Source organism: Streptomyces sp. NPDC032721 (assembly GCF_055579625.1).
In genome coordinates this window covers 261,436-283,478 of the sequence record NZ_JBVIMX010000008.1, presented here as the reverse complement: position 1 = coordinate 283,478, position 22,043 = coordinate 261,436, and the positions used below count along the sequence as shown (strand labels likewise).

Here is a 22,043-nt window from a genome sequence, read left to right as displayed (position 1 = left end):
CCCGAGATGCCGCCGAAGATCGACCTCGATGCGTACGTCAAGGGCGTACTCGACGGCAAGCGGGCCTTCGTGGCCCGGGCGATCACGCTCGTCGAGTCGTCCCGCCCGGACCACCGGCAGCTGGCCCAGCGACTGCTCTCCGAACTGCTGCCGCACGCGGGTGCGGCCCGCAGGATCGGTATCAGCGGGGTGCCGGGAGTCGGAAAGTCGACGTTCATCGACGCGTTCGGCACGATGCTGACGGGGCTCGGGCACCGGGTCGCGGTGCTCGCCGTCGACCCGTCGTCGAGCCGGACGGGCGGCTCCATCCTGGGTGACAAGACCCGGATGGAGCGCCTGTCCGTCGACCCGGCGGCCTTCGTGCGCCCCTCCCCCTCGGCGGGCACGCTGGGCGGGGTGGCGCGGGCGACGCGCGAGGCGATGGTGGTCGTGGAGGCGGCCGGTTACGACGTCGTACTGGTGGAGACGGTCGGTGTCGGCCAGTCGGAGACGGCGGTCGCCCAGATGGTCGACTCGTTCCTGCTCCTCACCCTCGCCCGCACCGGCGACCAGCTCCAGGGCATCAAGAAGGGCGTCCTGGAACTGGCGGACGTCGTCGCGGTCAACAAGGCGGACGGCCCGCACGAACGAGACGCCCGCTCGGCGGCCCGCGAACTCACGGGCGCCCTGCGCCTGATGCACCCCGCAGACGCCAACTGGACTCCCCCGGTACTCAGTTGCAGCGCCCGCGAATCCGCAGGCCTGGACACCGTATGGGACCGCCTGGAACAGCACCGCACGCTCCTCGACTCCTCGGGCCGTCTGGCCGCCAAGCGGGCGGGGCAGCAGGTGGACTGGGCGTGGGCGATGGTCCGCGACGAACTCCTGGGCCGCCTGCACGCGCATCCGGCGGTGCGCCGGATCACCCCGGACATCGAACAGTCCCTGCGGGACGGCGAGTTGACGGCGACGATGGCTGCGGAACGCATCCTGGGAGCGTTCGAGGAGTCGTAGAGGAGCCGGGGAGCTCACCCAGGTCACCCCCGCCCAGGTCGAGCGCCGGCTACTTCGACGGCGTGGAGCTGTGGCGATGTACGGCGGGCGTGGGCCGCAAGCCGTAGTGCCGTACGACGCCCGCCATCCAGATCAGGGTGAAGGGGATCACGGTGAGGTTCTTGACCGCCAGCAGCCAGGCGAAGTACAGGGGCCTGCCCTCCTCCCCGACCGCCGGGGCGATCAGCTGCTCCGGCACGAAGTCGAAGACGAACACGGCCAGTGCCAGCAGCAGCGCCTGCCCCAGGAGGTACGTGACGGAGGCGCGCCCGGCGAGGCCGTCGGCGCGCTTCCAGGAGACCTCCGGGTCCCTGCGGATCGCCCAGTGGACGACGTACAGCACCAGCGCGATCCGGAAGGCCAGGGTGAGTGCCTCCAGCGGCAGCCGGGGCAGTTCGTCGACGAGCCGGGAGGCGAAGCGCTCGACGGCAGGGACGAGACCCAGGGCGGTGACCGGGAGGAGGTGACGGAGGTGGAAGCGCACGGCCCAACGGGGCGTGGCGAGAAGGGTGTTGAGCGATGGATTCATTCTCTTAGCTTAGTAAGATACTTATCTGGCTGAAGTAGTTCGGACCCCTGAGAAAACCCTGAGTCATGGAGCGCACCCCGTGCCCGACAAGCCCGATGCCGACCACACCACCGCCGAAGGGAACCGTCTCGGTGCCGAGTTGAGCACCGCGGTCGTGCTCTACCACGAGGCCGTCGGGCGGCGGCTGGGGCTGAGCGCCGCCGATCAGCGCGCGCTGAGCCTGATCGGCCGGGAGGGCCCGCTCACCGCCGGGGCGCTGGCCAAGCGGATCGGTGTCACCTCGGGCGCCGCCACCGGTCTGATCGACCGCCTCGAACGGGGCGGGCACGTCCGCCGCTCTCCGGACCCCGCCGACCGCCGGCGCACCCTGGTCGAGGCGCTCCCCCGGGAACCGGGCTCCGTGGCCGCCCTCCAGGACCTGTCCCGGGCGATGGCCCCGGTCATGGCCCGCTACAGCCCGGAGGAACTGGCCGTCATCGCCGACTACGTACGACGCACCGTCGACGTGCTCAACGAGCAGACACGCGGGCTCGCGGAGGGCTGACGGGGATGCTCACCCAGGCGGCCCGGGGCGATACTTGGGGCGTTCACCAGCGCCCCGAAGTCCAGGCACCCGAAGTCCAGGCACCCGGAAATCCACCTGCTGATCCCTGCCGGAGGTTCGCACCCATGAGGATGCTCATCAACGTCCCCGAGACCGTCGTCGCCGATGCACTGCGCGGGATGGCCGCCGCGCATCCCGAGCTGACCGTCGACGTGGAGAGCCGGGTCGTGGTGCGGCGGGACGCGCCCGTCGCCGGGAAGGTGGGCATCGTTTCGGGCGGCGGCAGTGGGCACGAGCCGTTGCATGCGGGGTTCGTGGGGCCGGGGATGCTGTCGGCCGCGTGTCCGGGGGAGGTGTTCACCTCGCCGGTGCCCGATCAGATGGTGCGGGCCGCGGCGGCCGTCGACTCCGGGCAGGGCGTGCTGTTCGTGGTGAAGAACTACACCGGGGACGTACTCAACTTCGACATGGCGGCCGAGCTCGCCGAGGAGGAGGGCATCCGGGTCGAAAAGGTACTGGTCAACGATGACGTCGCCGTGACCGACAGCCTGTACACGGCGGGCCGGCGCGGCACCGGGGCGACGCTGTTCGTGGAGAAGATCGCCGGGGCCGCCGCCGAGGAGGGTGCCCCGCTGGAGCGGGTGGCCGAGGTGGCGCGGCAGGTGAACGGGTCGGCGCGCAGCTTCGGCGTGGCACTGAGCGCGTGCTCCACGCCCGCGAAGGGCAGCCCGACCTTCGAACTTCCTTCGGGCGAGCTGGAGTTGGGCGTCGGCATTCATGGCGAGCCGGGGCGGGAGCGGCGGGCCATGATGACCTCGCGGGAGATCGCGGACTACGCCGTGGACGTCGTACTGGAGGACCTGCGGCCGACCGGCCCCGTACTGGCGCTGGTGAACGGGATGGGGGCCACTCCCCTGCTGGAGCTGTACGGGTTCAATGCCGAGGTACAGCGGGTGCTTGCCGAGCGCGGCGTGGCGGTGGCCCGTACGCTCGTCGGCAACTACGTCACGTCCCTCGACATGGCGGGCTGCTCGGTGACGCTGTGTCAGGTCGACGAGGAGCTGCTGCGGTGGTGGGACGCGCCGGTACAGACCGCCGCGTTGCGCTGGGGGCGCTGAGGTGGCGAGTGTTCGGCAACACGAGGGTACGGAGAGGGAATTGGTGCTGGATTCCGCGTTCTTTCAGCGGTGGATGAGCGGGACGGCCGCCGCCGTGGAGGCCGAGGCCGACCGGTTGACGGAGCTGGACTCCGCCATCGGTGACGCCGACCACGGGAGCAATCTGCGGCGCGGCTTCCAGGCCGTCGCCACCGCGCTGGAGAAGGAGCCGCCCGGCACTCCCGGCGGTGTACTGGCCCTGGCGGGGCGGCAGTTGATCTCGACCGTGGGCGGCGCCTCGGGGCCGCTGTACGGGACGCTGCTGCGGCGTACGGGCAAGGCGCTGGGCGACGGGCCCGAGGTGACGGTGGCGGAGGTCGCGCAGGCGCTGCGGGCGGGCGTGGACGCCGTGGCGAAGCTGGGCGGGGCCGCCGCCGGGGACAAGACCATGCTGGACGCGCTGCTGCCCGCCGTGGACGCGCTGGAGGAGGCGGCCGGGGACGGTGCGGCCGCCGCTTTCGGGGCCGCGCGCGATGCCGCCGGGCAGGGAGCTCTCGCCACGGTGCCGCTCCAGGCGCGCAAGGGGCGGGCGAGTTACCTCGGGGAGCGCAGCATCGGCCACCAGGACCCGGGGGCCACGTCCGCCGCCCTCCTGCTCCGTACGCTCGCGGAGGTGGCGGCATGAACGCGGTCGGCCTCTCGGAGGAGAAGCTCGTCGGGATCGTCCTGGTGTCGCACAGCGCGGCGGTGGCCGACGCCGTCGCCGGGCTCGCCCGGGGACTGGCGGGCGGCGGTCCGACCGCACCCGTCGCGGCGGCGGGCGGTGACGCGGACGGCGGGCTGGGGACCAGTTCCGAGCTGATCGTGCGGGCCGCCCGCTCCGTGGACCGGGGCGCGGGCGTGGCCGTACTGGCCGACCTCGGCAGCGCCGTACTGACGGTGAAGGCCCTGCTGGCCGAGGCGGCGGAAGCCGCGGAGGACGGCGAGGAGAGCGAACTGCCCTCCGGCACCCGCCTGTTGGACGCCCCCTTCGTGGAGGGCGCGGTCGCCGCCGTCGTCACCGCGTCGGCGGGCGGTCCGCTGGACGCCGTCGAGGCTGTGGCTGTGGGGGCGTACCCCTGCTGGAGGGTATGGGACCGCCCCTCGGGGGCGGTGCGCACCGCCCCCGAGGCCCGCCCGGGGTGCCGTACCGTCAGTGGCCCGCCGGCGTGACTCCCACGCCCGCCACGCCCTGCGCCTCGTCCTCGGCGGGGGCGAACCAGGTCGGCTCGTTGGCGAGGGCCTGCTTGATCCGGAACGTGGCGAACTCCCGCATCTCGGGCAGCGCGTCCACCGGGAACCAGCCGACCTCCAGGGACTCCTCGTCGTTCACCCGGGCCTCGCCGCCGATCGCCCGGCAGGCCACCGTGACGTCCATGAACTGGCAGATGTCGCCGTTGTCGTACTGCACCGGCCGCAGCGTCTGCACCAGGACGACCCGCTCGACCTCGACCTCCACGGCCGTCTCCTCGAACACCTCGCGCACCGCCGCCCTGGCGGGCTGCTCCCCGGGCTCAGGGATGCCACCGACGACCGACCACTCGCCGTTGTCGGAACGGCGGCCGAGCAGCACCCGGCCCTCGTCGTCGAAGACGACGGCGGTCACGCCGGGGAGGTAGAGCAGCTGGTGACCTGCGGTGGAGCGGAGGTTCTTGATGAAGTCGGGAGTAGCCATGACTCGACCCTAAAGGACGTCGGAGGTGCCCTTGGCAGCGCGCCTGGCGGCGAGCGAACGGGCCGCCGCCCAGCCGAGCGCGGCCACCCCGAGCAGTCCGAGCGCGACCTCCGGGGCGATGCCGGCCCGGGTCGCCGGGGTCAGCGAGGACCGCAGCGGGATCTTCGCGACGAGCGCGTCGGGGACGAACATCCCGGTCTGCTGGACGACCTTCCCGTCCGGCTGGATGACCGCGCTGACGCCGCTGGTGACCGGCACCAGGACCGCCCGGCCGTGCTCGGCGGCGCGCACCCGGCTCATGGCGAGCTGCTGGTAGGTCATCTCGCTGCGGCCGAAGGTGGCGTTGTTGCTGGGTACGGCGATGACCTGGCCGCCGTGCACCACGGTGTCGCGCACGGCGTCGTCGAAGGCGGCCTCGTAACAGGTGACCAGGCCGACCTTGGTGCCCGCCATGTCGAAGACGCCGACCTTCTTTCCGGGGCCGAAGTCGCGGCGCACCCGGTCGACGTCGGAGCTGAAGATCCGGGCGAAGTCGCGCATCGGCATGTACTCGCCGAACGGCTGGATGTGCCGCTTGTCGTAGGTGTCGACGGGGCCCTGCTTGGGGTCCCACTGGATGAGGGTGTTGCGCAGCGGGCCGGTCTCGGGGGTGAGGACGGCGCCGATGGCCACCGGGACGCCGATCTTCTTGACCGCGTGGTCGATGAGGTCCTTGGCGTCGTAGTTGCGGTACGGGTCGAGGTCGGAGGAGTTCTCCGGCCAGACGACGAAGTCGGGCCTGGGCACCTTCCCGGCCTGCACGTCGGCGGCGAGCTGCTCGGTGCGGTTGGCGTGGTTCTTCAGGACGGCGCTGCGCTGGGCGTTGAAGTCCAGGCCCAGGCGGGGCACGTTGCCCTGAATGAGGGCGGCGGTGGCGGTGCCGTCCTCGGCGGAGTCGTCCAGCAGCGGGCGGGCGGCCAGCGACGCGACCAGCGGTACGAGGACGGCGACGGCCGCCGTCGCGACGCCCGCGCGGGGCACGGCCCCGGTGCTGCGGTACGTGCGGAACTGGCGCACCGCCTCGTACAGCCCGAACCCGCACAGCGCGACGGCGAACCCGAGCGCGGGCGTCCCGCCGAGCGCGGCCAGCGGCAGGAACACCCCGTCGGCCTGCCCGAACGCGATCTTCCCCCAGGAGAAGCCCTCGAACGGGAAGCGGGCCCGCAACCCCTCCCCCACGACCCACAGCCCGGCCGCCCACACCGGCCACCACGGCAGCCGCGAGACGGCGGCGACGCCCATGCCGACGAAGCCGAGGAACAGCGCCTCAAGAAGAGTGAGCGCCAGCCACGGGACCGGGCCCACCTCCTCGCCCGTCCAGGAGAGCAGCGGCAGCAGGAAGCCGAGCCCCGCGATCAGTCCGAGCCCGAAGCCCGCGCGCAGCCGCCGCCCGTACAGGCACCAGCCGAGCAGGGCGAAGCCGGGCAGCACCAGCCACCACAGCGGGCGGGGCGGGAAACTGGCGTACAGCAGCAGTCCGGAGACGGCGGCAGCGGCGGGCCGCAGCAGCCGTACGGGCAGTCGCGAAAGCCCCTTGCGGGGGGCGTCCGGGGCCGATTCCGGCTGATCTATGGGGGTGATGGTGGTGCTCACCCGGCGGAGTCTACGGTGAGCGGCCCGGCACGGGCAGGGCGGTACCGCGGCGCCGAAGCATCGTTCCTGCACGATCCTGTGCGATACGTCCACAAACACCCACCACTGCCGTTACCGTGTCCGCCAGTGCCTGCCCCGCGGCCAGTTCCGGCCGCTGCGGGCGGGGCCCGTCAAGGTCGGGGGGCGACGGGAAGTGGACACCATGCGGACCGCACCACAGGCGCGGGAGAGCCGGCGGCTGAGCGAGGCGGCCGGGGTCGTGGTCCTGGGCGGCTGCGCGGTCTGGTCGCTGGTCTCCGCGGCCGGACGGGATGCCAGACCCGAGGGAGTGCTGCTCGCGGTGCTGGCGGTCGCGGCGGGGTACGCGTGCGGCCGGATCTTCGGCACGCTGCTGCCCGTACTGGCGGCCACCGGTCTCGCGCTCGGCGCGCTGGGGCTCGCGCTGGCCTCCCGGGAGGGCATGCCGGGATCGATCGCGTTCCCCGCCCCGGGGCACACGGGTGCGGCGGCGGCGCTGCTGGTGCTGGCGGCGGGAGCGGCGTGCTGTGCGGCGGGGGCGGCGAGCACGCCGGCGCTGCGAATACTGCTGCGGCTGGTGGCGCTGGCCGTGGCGGGAGTGGCGCTCGCGATGGGGTCGGTGGCCGGGTTCGCGGCGTCACTCGGGGTCCTGCTGTGCTCGCTGGCGGCGCTGCGGATGCGCCGGCGGCTGCTCGGCCTGGCGGGGCTCGCGATGGCCACCGTGCTGGTGGCCGGGGCGTCGTGGGCGGTCGCCGAGGACGTGCTCCCGGAGGGGCTGACGGTGTCGCTGGAGGGTCAACTCACCCGGAACAGGGTGGAGTTGTGGCAGGAAGCGCTCGCCATGGCGAAGGACAACCCGGTGCTCGGGGTCGGCCCCGAACGGTTCGGCTCCCTGAGCGCGACCACCCGCCAGTCGGTCGGCTCGGACGGCAAACCGCACTCGGCGGCCCTCCAGCAGGCGGCCGAGCAGGGGCTGCCGGGCGTACTGCTCCTCGCGGCGGCCTTCGGCTGGCTGCTGTACGGGCTGTGGCGCTCACCCAGGGCCACTCCGGTCGTCCTCACGGCGGGCGCGGCCCTGACTGCACTGGCCGCCCTGGCGAGCATCGGCAACGCGCTGAGCTTCACCCCGGTGACGGCGGGTGCGGCACTGCTCGCGGGCCTGGCGTCGGCGCGGCTCCAGCCCGGCGACGAACCGGGCCAGGACGAGCGAGACGTAGCGGACTAGAGCGAGCGATACGTACCGGACGAGACCGAGCGGTCAGGCCCCCGGCCCGGTGGTCCCCGGGTTGAGGTGCAGCCGGTCGCGCACGGCCCGTACCGCGCCCGCCGCGTCGTCGACGGTGACGGTGAAGGTGCGGCCGTCGCCGAGGCGCAGCACCACTCCCTCGCCCCGCCGGACCACGACGGCGGTGCCCTGCTCGGGCCGCCACCGGTAGCCCCAGCCGCCCCACTGGCGCGGGGTGACGCGGGGTGCGAACTCCACGGCGGTCACGTGCGAGAGGGGGATGCGGCGGCGCGGCAGGCCCATGTGGCCGCAGCGCACTTCCAGGGCGTTGTCGTCGACCTTGACGGCGACGTGCACGAAGGCGAGCGTCCCGAAGAGCACCATCATGCCGACCAGGACGCAGCCGACGACGGCCATCAGGAGCGGGATGATGCCGGAGACCCACGAGGAGTCGACGGCCAGCTCGATGCCGAGGGCGAGGAAGGCCGCACCGGAGGCGGAGAGCAGCCACTGTGCGCGGTTGGTCGCCCGTCCGGTCCAGGCCGCGGGGGCGGTCTCGGGCGGCAGGCCGTCAGCTCCGGGGATGTCCCTCATGTGAAGCAGCGTACTCACGATCCGCGTTCATGGCAGCCAGCAGACGCCCCTCGGCATAGGCCAGAGCAGGGGCGGGCAGCGTGGGTGACTCCCGGCCACTGAGGAGAACCGTGAGGTGGGAGCGGGGGTCGGCGGCCGGGGCGGGTTCGGCGCCGGTCCGGCGAAGTGCTTGCGCGGCGACCGCTTCCGCAGAGCCGAGCAGGGCCGGCGGAGCGGCGCCGGGCTGCTGGAGGGCGGCCCGGATGCGTTCGGCGACGAGTTCGTAATGGGTGCATCCCAGGACGACGGTCCTTACATCCCTGGGTGTGCGGGCGGCCGCCGCGGCCACCGCCCGGTCGATGGCCGCCTCGTCGGCCGTCTCCAGGGCGTCCGCGAGGCCGGGGCAGGGGACCTCGGTGACGTCGACGCCGTGCGCGAAGTCGCGGATCAGTCCGCGCTGGTAGGGGCTGCCGGTGGTGGCCGGGGTGGCCCAGATGGCGAAGGGGCCGCCGCCGACGGCGGCCGGCTTGATCGCGGGGACGGTGCCGATGACCGGGATCCGGGGTTCCAGTTCGGCGCGGATCGCGTCCAGGGCGTGCACCGTGGCGGTGTTGCAGCCGATGATCAGCGCGTCGGGCCGGTGCGCGGCGGCCGCTCCGGCGACGGCGAGCGCGTGCTCCCTGATGTCCTCGGGCGTACGGGGTCCCCAGGGCATGCCGTCCGGGTCGGAGGCGACGACGAGGTCCGCGTCGGGCCGCAGACGGTGCACTGCCGCCGCTGCCGCCAGCAGGCCGATTCCGGAGTCCATCAGCGCGATCTTCACCCAGTCACCTTAAAGGACGGTTGCATTTGTACCCGGGAGGCCTCCTCCACCCCCGGAAGCCGGCCCTCCTGCGGCAGACTGCGACGGGTGAGCGTCATCGCGTGGATCGCTGTGGGATCGCTGGCCGCCTGGCTGTGGCTGCTGTGCGGCCAGGGCTTCTTCTGGCGGACGGACCAGCGGCTGCCGCCGCGCGTCGAGCCCGCCAGGGGAGAGTGGCCGTACGTGGTGGTGGTCGTGCCCGCCCGGGACGAGTCGGCCGTCCTGCCGAGCAGCCTGCCCTCCCTGCTGACGCAGGACTATCCGGGCGGGGCCGAGGTGATCCTGGTCGACGACGGGAGCAGCGACGGCACGGGGAAGCTGGCCCGCTCCCTGTCCTTCCAGTACGGCGGGCTGCCGCTGACGGTGGTCTCCCCCGGCGAACCGGGGCCCGGCTGGACGGGAAAGCTGTGGGCGGTGCGGTACGGGATCGAGCTGGGCCGGTCGAGCCGCCCGGAGTACCTGCTGCTCACCGACGCCGACATCGCCCACGAGCCGGACAGCCTGCGGGAGTTGGTGGCCGCCGCGCACGGCGGCGGCTTCGACCTGGTGTCGCTGATGGCCCGGCTGCGGGTGGCCAGCGACTGGGAGCGGCTGCTCGTCCCGGCCTTCGTGTACTTCTTCGCCCAGCTGTATCCGTTCCGGTGGGTGAACCGGGCGAGGGGCCGCACCGCGGCCGCCGCGGGCGGCTGTGTGCTGCTGCGGACGGAGGCGGCGGTGCGCGCCAAGGTGCCCGAGTCGATCCGGGGCGCGGTGATCGACGACGTGTCCCTGGCCCGTGCGGTACGGCGCACCGGCGGGCGGATCTGGCTGGGGCTCGCGGAGCGGGTGGACAGCGTGCGCCCCTATCCGCACCTCGGCGATCTGTGGCGGATGGTCTCGCGCAGCGCGTACGCCCAGCTCCGGCACAATCCGCTGCTGCTGCTCGGAACGGTCGTGGGTCTCGCGCTGGTCTACCTGGTGCCGCCGTACGCCCTGGCCACGGGGCTGATCACGGGTGACACGGCGGCGGGCTGGGCGGGGCTGGCGGCGTGGCTGGTGATGGCGGGCACGTACGTGCCGATGCTGCGCTACTACCGGCAGACGGTGGCGCTGGCCCCGCTGCTGCCGTTCACCGCGCTGCTGTACACGCTGATGACGGTGGACTCGGCGGTGCAGCACTACCGGGGGCGGGGCGCGGCCTGGAAGGGGCGTACGTACTCCCGTCCCGAGGCCGCGCCGGACCGCTGAACCCGCGCGTACTGCTTCCCGTACCCGTGCTACTTGCGGCCGGGGGTCCAGTTCATGCCCCAGCCGTACGCCTGGTCCACGGTGCGCTGCGGGCTGACTCCGCGCTGCGGCACCAGGTACTGGGCCTCCCGGCGGACCGTCAGATCGCCGTTCTCGTAACTGATCAGGGCGAGGGCGGCGACCGTGGAGGGCACGGTGCACTCGTCGAGCGAGAAGTCGATCGGGGCACCGTTCTGCGGGGTGAGGGTGACCGTGGCGTGCAGGTCGGCGAAGGAGCGGGCGCCCTCGTAGATGGTCACGAAGATGAGCACGCGGCGCAGTTGGGCCTTGTGGTCGAGGTTGACGGTGAGGTTCTCGCCGGTGCTGACCGCGCCGGTGCGGTCGTCACCGTCGAGGAGGATGTACGGCGGCTGGTTGAGCGCGCCGAACGCGTTGCCCAGCGCCTGCACCACGCCCTTGCGGCCGTCGGTGAGTTCGTAGAGGGCGCACAGGTCGAGGTCGAGGTCGGAATGCACGGCCATCGCCCGGCCGAGCTTGCTGCCCCAGCCCTTGAACTGCTTGCGCGACTCCCAGTTGAGGTTGACGCGCATCGCGCCGCCGGTGCCGCCCTGCTTGGCGAGGGAGACCGTCGGGGACGCCTTGGTGAGCGTGACCTTGGTCAGGCGTACGGGAGCGGGCGCCGGAGCGGGGGCGGGCGCGGGCGCCGGGGCGGGCGGCGCCAGCGGCGCCGGGTAGGGCTGGGTGTCCTGCTGGGACGGCGGAACGTACGAGGGCTGCGGCGGTGCGGGCGCTGCGGGCCGCGTGGGCTGTGCCGGTGCGGGTTGCGTGAGCTGCGGCGGTACGGCCTGCTGCGGTTCGTCGACCGTGATGCCGAAGTCCGTCGCCAGTCCTTCGAGTCCGCTGCTGTAACCCTGGCCCACCGCACGGAACTTCCAGGCGCCCTGCCGCCGGTAGAGCTCGCCGAGCACGAACGCGGTCTCGACGGTGGCGTCCCGGCTGTCGAAGCGGGCGAGCTCCGTCCCGTTGGCCGCGTCGAGCACCCGTACGTACAGTCCGGGCACCCGGCCGAAGTTGCCGCCGTCGGCCGACGCGGCCACCACCACGGTCTCCACGGCGCTCTCCACGCGCGCGAGGTCGACGGTCAGCGTGTCCGTCACCACCCCGCCCGCGCCGGGCTGCTTGCCCTCGTAGCGGACGGCGCCGGAGCCGTGGGCGGGCTGGTTGTAGAAGACGAAGTCGGCGTCCGAGCGCACCCGGCCGCCGGTGAGGAGCAGCGCGGACGCGTCCACCTCCGGCACTCCGGGCCCCGACCCACGGCCGACCTCGACCCGCACGGACTGTGCCGGCACCGGCACATTGGTTCCCTTAAGCATGGACATGCTTGCCCCCAACACGAGTCGAAATGGACCGTTCCTTACACGATCCGAACGCTACAAGACGACCGATTTTCCCAATTTCGCTCTGATTAGTGACCCAGGGCCACGCACAACACGCAAAACAACCCTCTTACCGGGCTCCCCATCCAGAACATCTTGGGCTTAACTTATTGCCATGACCTCCCCCCGCTCCACATATGGCGGCGGCTACTATTCCGCGCCGTCCTTCCCGGACACCCCGATCTACGACTCCCTCGTCGCCGAGCGGGGTACGCCCCAGATCGCCCCGATCCGGGTGCCCGCCATGTACGACACCGGCAACAGCTACCTGCCGGCCCTCCCGTCGGCACTCCCCGCACTGCCGGCCGCACCTTCCCACCCGCAGCCCGCTTACGGCTACCCGCAGCCGGGCGCACAGCAGCAGCCCGTGCAGCAGTACCAGCAGGCGCCGCACCTCCAGCAGGCTCCCGTGCCGCAGCTCCAGCAGGCACCGGTGCCCTACATCCCGCAGCAGGCGGGCCCGCCGCGCGGCTACCCCGGCGCCCAGCCCGTACAGCCGCAACGGCAGCAGCCCCAGCGGCCGATGGCCCAGGGCCAGCAGCCGCATCGCCCCGTCGCGCCGGGCGGGTACGAGGCGATGCGCCCCGTGGCCCCGCGTCCCGTGCAGGCCGGAGCGCCGTACGAGGACCCGTACAACCGTCAGTACCCGCAGCAGGGCGGCAGCGGCTACTGACGCACGGCGGTCGGCAGGCACGACCGCGCGCCGGAGGCATCAGCGGGCTCGGACAGGTGTCCGAGCCCGCTGCCGCACGTGCTGGCAAAATGAGCACATGGCGAACTCTGTTCACGCATCGGTGCACGCGTTGCACATCTATCCGGTCAAGGCACTGGGGGGCTCCGCGCCGCCGGAGACCGCGATCGAGCCGTGGGGGCCCGCCGGGGACCGCCGCTGGCTCGTCACCGACCCCGAGGGCAGGGCGATCACCCAACGCGAGCAGCCGAGGCTCGCGTTGGCGTCGGCGCAGGCACTGCCGGGCGGGGCGGTCCGGCTGTCCGCACCCGGTCTCGACCCGCTGGACGTACCGGTTCCCGAGCCGGTGGGGACGGACCCGGTCGTCCTCTTCGGCACCAAGTACGAGGCGGTTTCCGCCGGTCCGGCGGCCGACGCGTGGCTGAGCGACTACCTCGGCACCGGGGCCCGGCTGACGCACATGGACGCCCCCGAGCACCGCCGCCCCATCGACCCGGACTTCGCGCGCGAGGGCGAGACGGTCAGTTTCGCCGACGCCTTCCCGCTCCTGGTCACCACCCTGGCGTCGCTCGACGCCCTCAACTCGCTGATCGCGCAGGGCGCTCTGCCCGACGAGGGCCCTCTCCCGATGAACAGGTTCCGGCCGAATGTGGTCCTGGACGGCCCTGCCGCCTGGGCGGAGGACGGCTGGCGGCGCCTGGAGATCGGCGAGGTGTCCTTCCGGGTGGCCAAGCCGTGCGGCCGTTGCGTCGTCACCACGACCGACCAGCGCACCGCCGGGCGCGGCAAGGAGCCGCTGCGCACGCTGGCCGGTCACCGCAGGATCGACGGCCAGTTGGTCTTCGGCCAGTACCTCGTCCCGGAGAACACGGGCGTCTTGCGGATCGGCGACCCGGTCACGATCCTCACCTCCTGACGCCGCCGCATGAGCCCCACCTCTCGCGGGAACTCGCCGGTACGGAAGGCGCGTTGAACGGCGGGCGCGGAAGGGGTGCGGAACTGTGGGAGCAGCGGTCGGTCCGACGGGGAGCGGTGCGGGGCACCCGCCCCACGAGCGGGCGGCGAAGCCCGGGCGCGGTACGGCTTCAGGGGTCTGGCGCTGGCGGCACAGTCCGCTGTGCCGCCGGACCGACCGGGCCGAGGCCTGGGTGGCGCTGGCCGCCGTCCTGCTGATCGTCCTCGTCGCCCCGGCGGCCGGGCTGTACGCCGGGCTGCGCGCGGACGCCCGGCTCCAGCAGCAGGTGCGGGTCCAGCACCAGGAGCGGCACGCGACGACCGGTGTGGTGCTGGACCCCGCGCACGCGCGGCGGATCGGTGGCGACGCCGAGGTGAGCACCGGTTACGTGGGCCCGGTCTCGGTGCGGGCCCGCTGGACGGCGTACGACGGACAGCAGCACACCGGCCGGGTGACCACGGTCCGCGGCAAGGCCCGGCCCGGCGACACCCTCCCGCTGTGGACCGACCGGCAGGGCAGGCTCGTCGGCCGCCCCGCGGACAGTGCCACGGCCGTCGCCCGGGCCGCCCTGACCGGCTTCGCCGCGGCAGCCTCGGTGGCGTCCTTCGCGCACGCCGCCAGGCTGCTGGTCGTACGTCGGCTCACCCTGCGGCGGTACGCGCGTCTCGACCGGGCGTGGGCGAAGGTCGGCCCGGAATGGGGCCGCACCGGCACCGGCGGCTGACGCCGCCCCCAACCGGTCAACTCCCGCTTCTCGCGCGCGCTACGGTGGTGCAGCGAGATCGACGCGAATTCGCGGGACGTACGAGGTGGGGGCACGGCAACGCCATGGCACAGGGCACGGTCCAGGTGACGCACTCCGGAACTTCCAGGTGGCGGCGCCGCACGGGTGAGTACGACTCCCTCGCCGCTGCCCTGGAGGCCGCGGGGGACGGCGACGTCCTCACCATCGCCCCCGGCACGTACCGGGAGAACCTCGTCGTACGGCGCGCGGTGACGCTGCGCGCCCCGGAGGGCGCCCCGGGGTCGGTGCGGATCGCGCCGGTGGACGGCGTCGCGCTGACGGTGCGCGCCTCCGCCGTCGTACAGGATCTGTGTCTGGAGGGGCAGGACTCGGCGGCGCCCGCCCTGCTGGTCGAGGACGGCACCCCCGAGCTGGACGGGCTGCGGATCGTGACCAGGTCGGCCGTCGGTATCGAGGTGCGGGGCGCGGCCAGGCCGACGGTGCGGCGCTGTGTGATCGACAACCCGGGCGGCGTCGGCATCGGCGTGCTGGACGGCGCGGGCGGGCTCTTCGAGGAGTGCGAGGTGCTCGCGGCGGGTCAGGCCGGGGTGTCGGTCAGTGGCGGCGCGCATCCGCGGCTGGAGCGCTGCAAGATCCATCACACGTCGGGCTCCGGGCTCGCGGTGACCGGCGAGGGCAGCGCGGTCGAGGCGATCGGCTGCGAGGTGTACGAGGTGAAGGGCACCGGGGTGCAGGTGACCTCGCGCGCTGCCGGGCACCTCACCGAGTGCTCGGTGCACCGGACTTCGGCGGACGGGGTGACCCTCGACACGGACGCGGTGCTGACGCTGGCCGACTGCGACATCCACGACATCCCGGAGAACGCCCTGGACCTGCGCGGCCGTGCGGTGCTGACGCTGTCGCGGTCCACGGTGCGCCGGTTCGGGCGCAACGGTCTGTCGGTGTGGGACCCGGGCACCCGGGTGGACGCCAACGGGTGCGAGATCCACGACAGTACGGGCGACTACCCGGCGGTCTGGGTGAGCGACGGCGCCACCGTCGTGCTGGACTCCTGCCGGGTGCACGACGTGCCGGACGCGATCTTCGTACTGGACCGGGGCTCGCGCGCGGACGTCATCGACAGCGATCTCAGCCAGGTCCGCAACACGGCCGTCTCGGTGAGCGACGGGGCGACCGCGCAGCTCGACGACTGCCGGATCAAGGAGGCGTCCACCGGCGCCTGGTTCCGCGACCACGGCAGCGGCGGCACCCTCTCCGGCTGCACCATCGACGGCGTCCAGACGGGCGTCATCGTCACCAAGGGCGCCGACCCCCGGATAGAACGCTGCACGATCACCTCGCCCGCCGAGTCGGGCTTCTACGTGTCCGCCGAGGGGCGCGGCACCTTCCACAACTGCCGGGTGACCGGCAGCAGCGGCTACGGCTTCCACGTCATGGACGGCTGCCGTACGACGCTGACCCGGTGCCGCACCGAGCGGTGCGCGCGCGGGGGTTACGAGTTCGCCGAGGACGGCCCCGTCGCCGAGGACTGCACCAGCGACGAGAGCGCGGTGCGGACCGCGCCCGAGCCGCCGCCGGTGACGCTGACCGCCACCCAGACCCCCGGACTGCTTTCGACGATCCCCGCCCCGCAGCCCGCCCGCAGCGCGCCCCCGGTGCCGGCCGAGCCCAGCCGGGACTCGCAGTCCGTGCTCGGTGAACTCGACGCGCTGGTGGGCCTGGAGAACGTGAAGAAGGAGGTGCGCGCCCTCACCGACATGATCGAGATCGGGCGCCGCCGCCTGGAGGCCGGCCTCAAGGCCGCCTCGGTCCGCCGCCATCTGGTCTTCACCGGCTCCCCCGGCACCGGCAAGACGACGGTGGCCAGGCTGTACGGCGAGATCCTGGCCTCGCTGGGGGTCCTGGAGCGCGGGCACCTGGTGGAGGTGTCCCGGGTCGATCTGGTCGGCGAGCACATCGGGTCGACGGCGATCCGCACCCAGGAGGCGTTCGAGCGGGCGCGCGGCGGGGTGCTGTTCATCGACGAGGCGTACGCGCTGTCGCCGGAGGACTCGGGCCGGGACTTCGGCAAGGAGGCCATCGACACCCTGGTGAAGCTGATGGAGGACCACCGGGACGCGGTGGTGGTGATCGTCGCGGGCTACACGGCGGAGATGGAACGCTTCCTCACGGTCAACCCCGGTGTGGCGTCCCGGTTCTCACGGACCATCACCTTCTTCGACTACGAGCCGGATGAACTTCTGCGGATCGTGGAGCAGCAGGCCGACGACCACGAGTACCGCCTCGGCACGGGCACCCCGGAAGCGCTGCTGAAGTACTTCACGGCGCTGCCCAAGGGGCCCGCCTTCGGCAACGGGCGCACCGCGCGGCAGACCTTCGAGTCGATGGTGGAGCGGCACGCGGGCCGGGTCGCCCAGTTCACCGAGGTGTCCACCGACGACCTGACTCTGCTCTACCCGGACGACCTGCCCGAACTGCCCTGATTCCCGGCACTGTTGGCGTCGGGGCCGGTCGGTCCCGTGCTCTGCCTGGGCAGTTCCGGTCCCGGCAGCCGTGCCAGGAGCTTGTCGCGCTCGATGGCGAACTCGGGGTCGGCCTGGTACTCGGAGTGGCCCAGGATCGGTGCGGGCAGCGGCTGTTCGCGGGTGCGGCCGTAGGCGAGCGGGTCGAGGAGCGCGTCGTGGTCCACCGGGTGGCGGCCCTCGTCGGGCACGACGCGGACCGGGCCTCCTATCGGGTCGGTGTGCCGCCAGAGGTTGCGCCAGCAGTCGACCTCGTCGTGCAGGTTGCGCAGGCAGGAGGGCCCGAAGTAGGCGGGGAACCAGCGCCCGTACAGCCGCTCCAGCGGGGCCCCGTAGGTGAGCAGGGCCACCCGGCGCCGGGTGGGGTGCGGGAGCTGCCAGACGGCGGCGGAGGCGAGCACGCTGCCCTGGGAGTGGCCGGAGATGACGAGCCGGCCGCCGGTGCGGTCGGTCCAGGTGGCCATCCGCCAGGTGAGGTCGGGGACGGCGCGTTCCGCGTAGCAGGGCGGGGCGAAGGGGTGGGCGGCGCGCGGCCAGAAGGTGCCGACGTCCCACAGGATCCCTATGGTGCGCCGCGCCTTGGGGTCGCGGTAGGCGCGCCTGCCCCAGGTGACGAAGAGCAGGAAGCCGAAGCCGATCAGCCAGGAGCCGAGGGCCTGCGAGGTGTGGGTGAGTGCCTCGACGGGGGCGGGCATGTCCCTGGCGGCCCGGCCGGGCACCTCGTCGTACAGATAGGCGCCGAGCAGGGCGACGCCGCCGAGCAGCAGTGCGGAGCCGGAGAGCACGGCGATCATGCGGGGGGCGAAGTCGGTGAGTGCGGCCGCGGCGCGGGCCAGCGCGATGCGGCCGGTACGGACCGGGTCCGGCGTCTCGCCCGGGTAGGCGGCCTCGACGACGGGGCCCAGGGCGTTGCGGGTGCGCCAGGTGCGGATTCCGTAGCGCACCGCCAGCAGGAGCAGTACCAGCAGGATCGGCGGGATCACTGAGGCCTGCCAGGTCAGCAGCACCGGTGGGCCCGCGACCTCGTCGGCGGGGCCGGTGCCCATGCCGGGGGTGCCGGATCCGTCGAGCCAGTCGGCCACCCGCTGGGCGACGCCGCCGGACATGACGCCGCCGAGCGCGCAGGCCAGCATGGCGACGGCCGGTCCGCCGAGTCCGCGCATGGCGGTACGGGCGATGGGCGCGCGGTGGTGCAGGAACAGGGCCACTGCCGCCAGGGCCAGGACGAGGACCAGCTGGGAGAGGGCGAGGAGCCCGAATCCCCTCGCACCGCCAGTGAGTTGGCCGGTGGAGCGCCAGTCGGGCCGGGACCAGCCCGCGTACAGCACGGCCAGTGCGAGGCCGGTGAGCGCGGCGGCGGGGAGGAGGGTGATCAGGGCGCGGTCCAGGGCGAGGTCGAAGCGGGTTTCGGTGCGTCCGCGCCGGCAGATCACCCAGATGACGACGACACCGCCGACGGCGATCACGGCTTGCAGGGCCCAACCGAGCGCGTCCAGGAGGGAGTTGTCGGCCGAGCGGTCGTAGCGGGCGGTGGCGACGGTGAGGGCGGCGGCCACGGTGAGGAAGCCCGCTGCGGTGTGCGCGCCGCGCAGCCGGGCGACCAGCCTGCGCCCGTACCAGAAGCCGGGGCGGCCGAGGGCGGGGCCCTGGGCGGATCCGGGGTCCTCGCCGAGGGTGGGCAGCGGCTGCTGGGACTCGTAGGCGCTCCAGGTGCGGTGCGAGAGGTACCAGAGCAGTCCGGTGAGGGCGGCGGGCACCAGGGCGGCGAGGGCGATCCGGCGTCCCGGCTGGCTCCACCAGCCGCCGTGTGCGGCGGACATGAAGCCGAGCCAGGACTTCTCGCCGGAGCAGCCGGCCGAGCCGCCGCACTGCCAGGCGGTCAGGTCGAGGGCGACCTCGCAGGCGGCGCCGACCAGCAGGAAGGTGAGGCTGACGGCGATCAGGCGGACGAGTACGCCGTAGAGGCGGACGAGGCGGGGGTGGCCGTTGTCGCTGGGCCGCATCCAGTGGGCGAGGTTGACCACCATGAAGGGGAGCAGCAGCAGCCACAGGGCCCGGATGCCGTTGCCGGAGGTGAGGTTGGACCAGACGTACGCCTCGGGGACCGGCTTGTCGCGGTAGTCGGCGGGCCGTTCCTCGGCGCCCACGTCCTCGGTGCGGCGGAACACGGCGGCGGTGTGGTCGCCGGAGACGCGGACGGTGCGGGGGTCGCCGAGCATCTCCTCGGGGGTGGCGCCGCCCACGCCGTGGACGAGCAGTTCGAGCGCGGGCGCGGGGCCGTCGGCTCCGGCCGGGGAGGGCGTGGCGGATGGGGGTGGGGAGAGGGGTGGGGAGGGGGACACTGGAGGGCTCGCTCTCGCGGACGTACGGCGGGGTGCGCGGCGGAATTTCAGCATCCCGGAACCGGGCCCTCCTGCCCAGCCCGCCGCACATTCTTCGCGAGTCGCCTTCACTTCGTGCGCACCGGACGCCCCTCTGGAGCCCGGCCGCACCACCCGTGGAGGCCCGTCCCCGCCCGTGGGAGGATGAGCAGCCCTTACGACCAGAAGAAGGACCGGGGCCCGCAGTGACCGAGAATCAGAACCTGCTCGCGGAACAACGGCGGGCCCTCATCCTCGACGAGGTACGGCGGCGCGGCGGCGTGCGGGTCAACGAACTGACCCGGCGGCTGAACGTGTCGGACATGACGGTCCGCCGCGATCTCGACGCACTGGCCCGCCAGGGCGTCATCGAGAAGGTGCACGGCGGGGCGGTGCCGGTCACCGAGGCGAGCACCCACGAGCCCGGGTTCGAGGCGAAGTCGGCGCTGGAGCTGTCCGCCAAGGAGGACATCGCGCGGGCGGCCGCCGCGATGGCCGTGCCCGGCAGTGCGGTGGCCCTGTCGGGCGGTACGACGACGTACGCCCTGGCCCGGCACCTGCTCGACGTGCCGGATCTGACGGTGGTGACCAACTCGGTGCGGGTGGCCGACGTGTTCCATGCGGCGCGGCAGTCGGCCGGTGACGGTGGCGGGGCGGCGACGGTGGTCCTCACCGGCGGGGTGCGCACGCCCTCGGACTCGCTGGTGGGTCCGGTCGCGGACCAGGCGATCGGCTCGCTCCACTTCGACGTGCTGTTCCTCGGGGTGCACGGGATATCCGTGGAGGCGGGTCTGTCCACGCCGAACCTCGCGGAGGCGGAGACCAACCGGCGGCTGGTGGACTCGGCGCGCCGGGTGGTGGTGGTCGCGGACCACACCAAGTGGGGGACGGTGGGCCTGAGTTCGTTCGCGACGCTGGCACAGGTGGACACGTTCGTGACGGACCAGGGGCTGCCGGCGGCGGCCCGCGAGGAGATGGCGGAGCACCTGCCGGGCCTGGTGGTGGCCGGGAACCCCAGCGACCCCGTGGACCTCGACGACAACTGACGTGACGTCAATTACCTTTGCGCGTACGCACAGGATCCACCGAACACCCGTTCACCGATCCGGAGGTACACCCCGCATGGTCCGCCAACTCCGGGACGTCGGGCTCGACTTCGTCGAGTCCGCACCCGTCGCCCTGGTCTTCGCCGCCGATCTCTCCGCACCGCCCGAGGACGTCTACCGGGCGCTCGCCGAGGAGACCGCCGACTGGCCGCGCTGGTTCTCCGCGGTGACGTTCGCCCGGCCGAAGGAGGGCGGCCGCGAGGTGCATCTGCGGGGCGGCACCAAGTTCATGGAGACCGTCATGGCCGCCGACCCGTCGAAGCGGTACGCCTACCGGGTCGACGTCTCCAACGCCCCGGCCGTGCGCGCCATGCTGGAGGACTGGCGGATCTGGCCGACGGGCGCCGCGACCCGGGTGCAGTGGACGATGGCGGTGGACGGCCCGCCACCGCTGCGCCTGCTGCTGCGGGCGGCGCGCCCCGGAGTGGGGCGCTCCTTCCGCGACGCGATGCGGGCACTTGACCAGCGGCTGGCCGAGCGGCCGGACATACCCTAGGGCCAGACGCCGGTCTCCAGGAACTGTTCGATGGTGGCCGAGTACGGGGCGATGTCGAGCCCCTGCTCGGCCAGCCAGTCGTCCGAGTAGTACTTGTCGAGGTAGCGGTCGCCGGGGTCGCAGATCAGGGTGACCACGCTGCCGGTGCGGCCCTGTTCGACCATTTCCGCGACGATCTTCAGTGCGCTCCACAGCCCGGTGCCGGTGGAGCCGCCCGCCTTGCGGCCCAGTACCGCGTCCAGGGCCCGTACCGCGGCGACGCTCGCCGCGTCCGGGACCTTCATCATGCGGTCGATGGCGCCGGGGACGAACGACGGCTCCATGCGGGGCCGGCCGATGCCCTCGATGCGCGAGCCGCAGTCGCTGGTGGCGTGCGGGTCACCCTTGGTCCACCCGTCGAAGAAACAGGAGTTCTCCGGGTCGGGGACACAGATGTAGGTGTCGTGCTGCATGTAGTGGACGTAGCGCGCGATGGTCGCCGAGGTGCCGCCGGTGCCCGCCGTGGCGACGATCCAGCTGGGCTCGGGGTAGCGCTCCAGCCTCATCTGCTGGTAGATCGACTCGGCGATGTTGTTGTTGCCGCGCCAGTCGGTGGCCCGCTCGGCGTAGGTGAACTGGTCCATGTAGTGACCGCCGGTGTCCGCCGCGAGGCGGGCGGACTCCTCGTACATCTTGCGCGAGTCGTCGACGAAGTGGCACTGGCCGCCGTGGAACTCGATGAGCCGGATCTTCTCGGCGCTCGTCGTGCGCGGCATCACCGCGATGAACGGCACCCCGATCAGCTTCGCGAAGTACGCCTCGGAGACGGCGGTGGATCCGCTGGACGCCTCGATGACGGGACGGCCCGGCCGGATCCAGCCGTTGCACAGCCCGTACAGGAAGAGCGAGCGGGCGAGCCGGTGCTTGAGGCTGCCGGTGGGGTGGGTGGATTCGTCCTTGAGGTACAGGTCGATGCCCCACTGCTCGGGCAGCGGGAAGCGCAGCAGGTGCGTGTCGGCGGACCGGTTCGCGTCGGCCTGCACCTTGCGTACGGCCTCTTTGAGCCAGGCCCGGTACTCGGGGTCGCTGTGGTCCACGTCGACGGTGGGTACGGCGGTGGGCCGGGTGGCCGGAACACCGCTGCTGTGTCCTGCCGGGTCGCTGATGCTCATCCGCGCCGCTCCTCGTGCTGTTCCGTGCGATTGCGTACGTCCGTGTGACGTCCGGGCGGGGTTGCTGTGCCGTTGGCATGAGCGAGCGGCACGGCTTTCCCGCACACGCCACTTTAAGCCTCCTACCT

Annotated in this window: 20 protein-coding genes and 1 pseudogene; 13 read left to right on the top strand and 8 right to left on the bottom strand. The window is 72.9% G+C overall.

Annotation, left to right across the window (positions count from 1 at the left end):
* Positions 1-6: 6 nt before the first annotated feature.
* Entirely contained in the window at positions 7-993 is a 987-nt protein-coding gene (gene meaB / locus ACZ5PB_RS19095) for a methylmalonyl Co-A mutase-associated GTPase MeaB (RefSeq protein ID WP_468692544.1), read from the top strand.
* Positions 994-1,042: 49 nt separating this feature from the next.
* Here meaB and ACZ5PB_RS19090 read toward each other — a convergent pair whose 3' ends face one another.
* Positions 1,043-1,561 carry a hypothetical protein gene (locus tag ACZ5PB_RS19090; protein ID WP_468692542.1) on the bottom strand — a complete coding sequence of 173 codons (519 nt, stop codon included), beginning with the start codon at positions 1,559-1,561 and terminating at the stop codon, positions 1,043-1,045.
* 79 nt (positions 1,562-1,640) lie between these two features.
* Here ACZ5PB_RS19090 and ACZ5PB_RS19085 point away from each other — a divergent pair, with 79 nt between their 5' ends.
* From ACZ5PB_RS19085 to ACZ5PB_RS19070, 4 genes and pseudogenes are all read left to right on the top strand, one after another.
* Complete coding sequence (locus tag ACZ5PB_RS19085) at positions 1,641-2,105, top strand: MarR family transcriptional regulator (RefSeq protein ID WP_468692541.1); 465 nt, start codon at positions 1,641-1,643, stop codon at positions 2,103-2,105.
* A 125-nt stretch (positions 2,106-2,230) separates the two neighbouring features.
* Positions 2,231-3,223 carry a dihydroxyacetone kinase subunit DhaK gene (dhaK, locus tag ACZ5PB_RS19080; protein ID WP_468692540.1) on the top strand — a complete coding sequence of 331 codons (993 nt, stop codon included), beginning with the start codon at positions 2,231-2,233 and terminating at the stop codon, positions 3,221-3,223.
* Between the two features lie 43 nt (positions 3,224-3,266).
* Positions 3,267-3,887 (top strand): dihydroxyacetone kinase subunit DhaL, encoded by a 621-nt coding sequence (dhaL, locus tag ACZ5PB_RS19075; protein ID WP_468692694.1) that lies wholly within the window; start codon positions 3,267-3,269, stop codon positions 3,885-3,887.
* Positions 3,884-4,318: pseudogene (locus tag ACZ5PB_RS19070) on the top strand (PTS-dependent dihydroxyacetone kinase phosphotransferase subunit DhaM); the annotation flags it as partial. The gene dhaL and the pseudogene ACZ5PB_RS19070, both read left to right, overlap by 4 nt.
* A 76-nt stretch (positions 4,319-4,394) precedes the next feature.
* Here ACZ5PB_RS19070 and ACZ5PB_RS19065 read toward each other — a convergent pair.
* Positions 4,395-4,916: an NUDIX hydrolase gene (locus ACZ5PB_RS19065; protein WP_468692538.1), complete on the bottom strand. Its 522-nt coding sequence runs from the start codon at positions 4,914-4,916 to the stop codon at positions 4,395-4,397.
* 9 nt (positions 4,917-4,925) lie between these two features.
* The gene (lnt, locus tag ACZ5PB_RS19060; RefSeq protein WP_468692536.1) at positions 4,926-6,548 is read right to left on the bottom strand and encodes an apolipoprotein N-acyltransferase; all 1,623 of its coding nucleotides are present in this window, start codon (positions 6,546-6,548) and stop codon (positions 4,926-4,928) included.
* Between the two features lie 202 nt (positions 6,549-6,750).
* Between lnt and ACZ5PB_RS19055 the strand changes: the two genes are divergently transcribed.
* The gene (locus ACZ5PB_RS19055) at positions 6,751-7,791 is read left to right on the top strand and encodes an O-antigen ligase family protein (RefSeq protein WP_468692533.1); all 1,041 of its coding nucleotides are present in this window, start codon (positions 6,751-6,753) and stop codon (positions 7,789-7,791) included.
* 33 nt (positions 7,792-7,824) lie between these two features.
* Here the strand turns inward: ACZ5PB_RS19055 and ACZ5PB_RS19050 are convergent, their stop codons facing one another.
* Together ACZ5PB_RS19050 and ACZ5PB_RS19045 are read right to left on the bottom strand one after the other, a co-directional pair.
* A complete protein-coding gene (locus ACZ5PB_RS19050; RefSeq protein WP_468692531.1) occupies positions 7,825-8,385 on the bottom strand; it encodes a hypothetical protein in 561 nt (186 codons plus the stop codon).
* Positions 8,363-9,187: a glutamate racemase gene (locus tag ACZ5PB_RS19045; protein ID WP_468692530.1), complete on the bottom strand. Its 825-nt coding sequence runs from the start codon at positions 9,185-9,187 to the stop codon at positions 8,363-8,365. Before ACZ5PB_RS19045 ends, ACZ5PB_RS19050 begins: the two co-directional genes overlap by 23 nt.
* Positions 9,188-9,274: 87 nt before the next feature.
* Between ACZ5PB_RS19045 and ACZ5PB_RS19040 the strand changes: the two genes are divergently transcribed.
* Positions 9,275-10,453 carry a glycosyltransferase gene (locus ACZ5PB_RS19040; protein ID WP_468692528.1) on the top strand — a complete coding sequence of 393 codons (1,179 nt, stop codon included), beginning with the start codon at positions 9,275-9,277 and terminating at the stop codon, positions 10,451-10,453.
* 29 nt (positions 10,454-10,482) lie between these two features.
* On the opposite strand, the gene ACZ5PB_RS19035 is transcribed toward ACZ5PB_RS19040, so the two are convergent.
* Entirely contained in the window at positions 10,483-11,832 is a 1,350-nt protein-coding gene (locus tag ACZ5PB_RS19035; protein WP_468692527.1) for a TerD family protein, read from the bottom strand.
* Between the two features lie 172 nt (positions 11,833-12,004).
* Between ACZ5PB_RS19035 and ACZ5PB_RS19030 the strand changes: the two genes are divergently transcribed.
* The 4 genes from ACZ5PB_RS19030 to ACZ5PB_RS19015 all read left to right on the top strand — a co-directional run bounded on the left by ACZ5PB_RS19030 (position 12,005) and on the right by ACZ5PB_RS19015 (position 16,763).
* Positions 12,005-12,562 carry a DUF6643 family protein gene (locus tag ACZ5PB_RS19030; protein WP_468692525.1) on the top strand — a complete coding sequence of 186 codons (558 nt, stop codon included), beginning with the start codon at positions 12,005-12,007 and terminating at the stop codon, positions 12,560-12,562.
* A gap of 97 nt (positions 12,563-12,659) precedes the next feature.
* Positions 12,660-13,496 (top strand): MOSC domain-containing protein, encoded by an 837-nt coding sequence (locus tag ACZ5PB_RS19025; protein ID WP_468692523.1) that lies wholly within the window; start codon positions 12,660-12,662, stop codon positions 13,494-13,496.
* A gap of 85 nt (positions 13,497-13,581) precedes the next feature.
* Positions 13,582-14,259, top strand: a complete 678-nt coding sequence (locus ACZ5PB_RS19020) for an Rv1733c family protein (RefSeq protein ID WP_468692522.1) — start codon at positions 13,582-13,584, stop codon at positions 14,257-14,259.
* A gap of 104 nt (positions 14,260-14,363) precedes the next feature.
* A complete protein-coding gene (locus tag ACZ5PB_RS19015; RefSeq protein WP_468692520.1) occupies positions 14,364-16,763 on the top strand; it encodes a right-handed parallel beta-helix repeat-containing protein in 2,400 nt (799 codons plus the stop codon).
* Here the strand turns inward: ACZ5PB_RS19015 and ACZ5PB_RS19010 are convergent.
* Positions 16,733-19,198 carry a hypothetical protein gene (locus tag ACZ5PB_RS19010; protein ID WP_468692519.1) on the bottom strand — a complete coding sequence of 822 codons (2,466 nt, stop codon included), beginning with the start codon at positions 19,196-19,198 and terminating at the stop codon, positions 16,733-16,735. The genes ACZ5PB_RS19015 and ACZ5PB_RS19010 overlap by 31 nt on opposite strands.
* Before the next feature lie 170 nt (positions 19,199-19,368).
* Between ACZ5PB_RS19010 and ACZ5PB_RS19005 the strand changes: the two genes are divergently transcribed.
* Together ACZ5PB_RS19005 and ACZ5PB_RS19000 are read left to right on the top strand one after the other, a co-directional pair.
* Positions 19,369-20,208 (top strand): DeoR/GlpR family DNA-binding transcription regulator, encoded by an 840-nt coding sequence (locus ACZ5PB_RS19005; RefSeq protein ID WP_468692518.1) that lies wholly within the window; start codon positions 19,369-19,371, stop codon positions 20,206-20,208.
* Between the two features lie 76 nt (positions 20,209-20,284).
* A complete protein-coding gene (locus ACZ5PB_RS19000) occupies positions 20,285-20,764 on the top strand; it encodes an SRPBCC family protein (RefSeq protein WP_468692517.1) in 480 nt (159 codons plus the stop codon).
* Here the strand turns inward: ACZ5PB_RS19000 and cds1 are convergent.
* Positions 20,761-21,915, bottom strand: coding sequence for an L-cysteine desulfhydrase Cds1 (cds1, locus tag ACZ5PB_RS18995; protein WP_468692514.1), 1,155 nt, complete (start codon positions 21,913-21,915; stop codon positions 20,761-20,763). The two genes, ACZ5PB_RS19000 and cds1, sit on opposite strands and share 4 nt — an antisense overlap.
* Positions 21,916-22,043 lie beyond the last annotated feature (128 nt).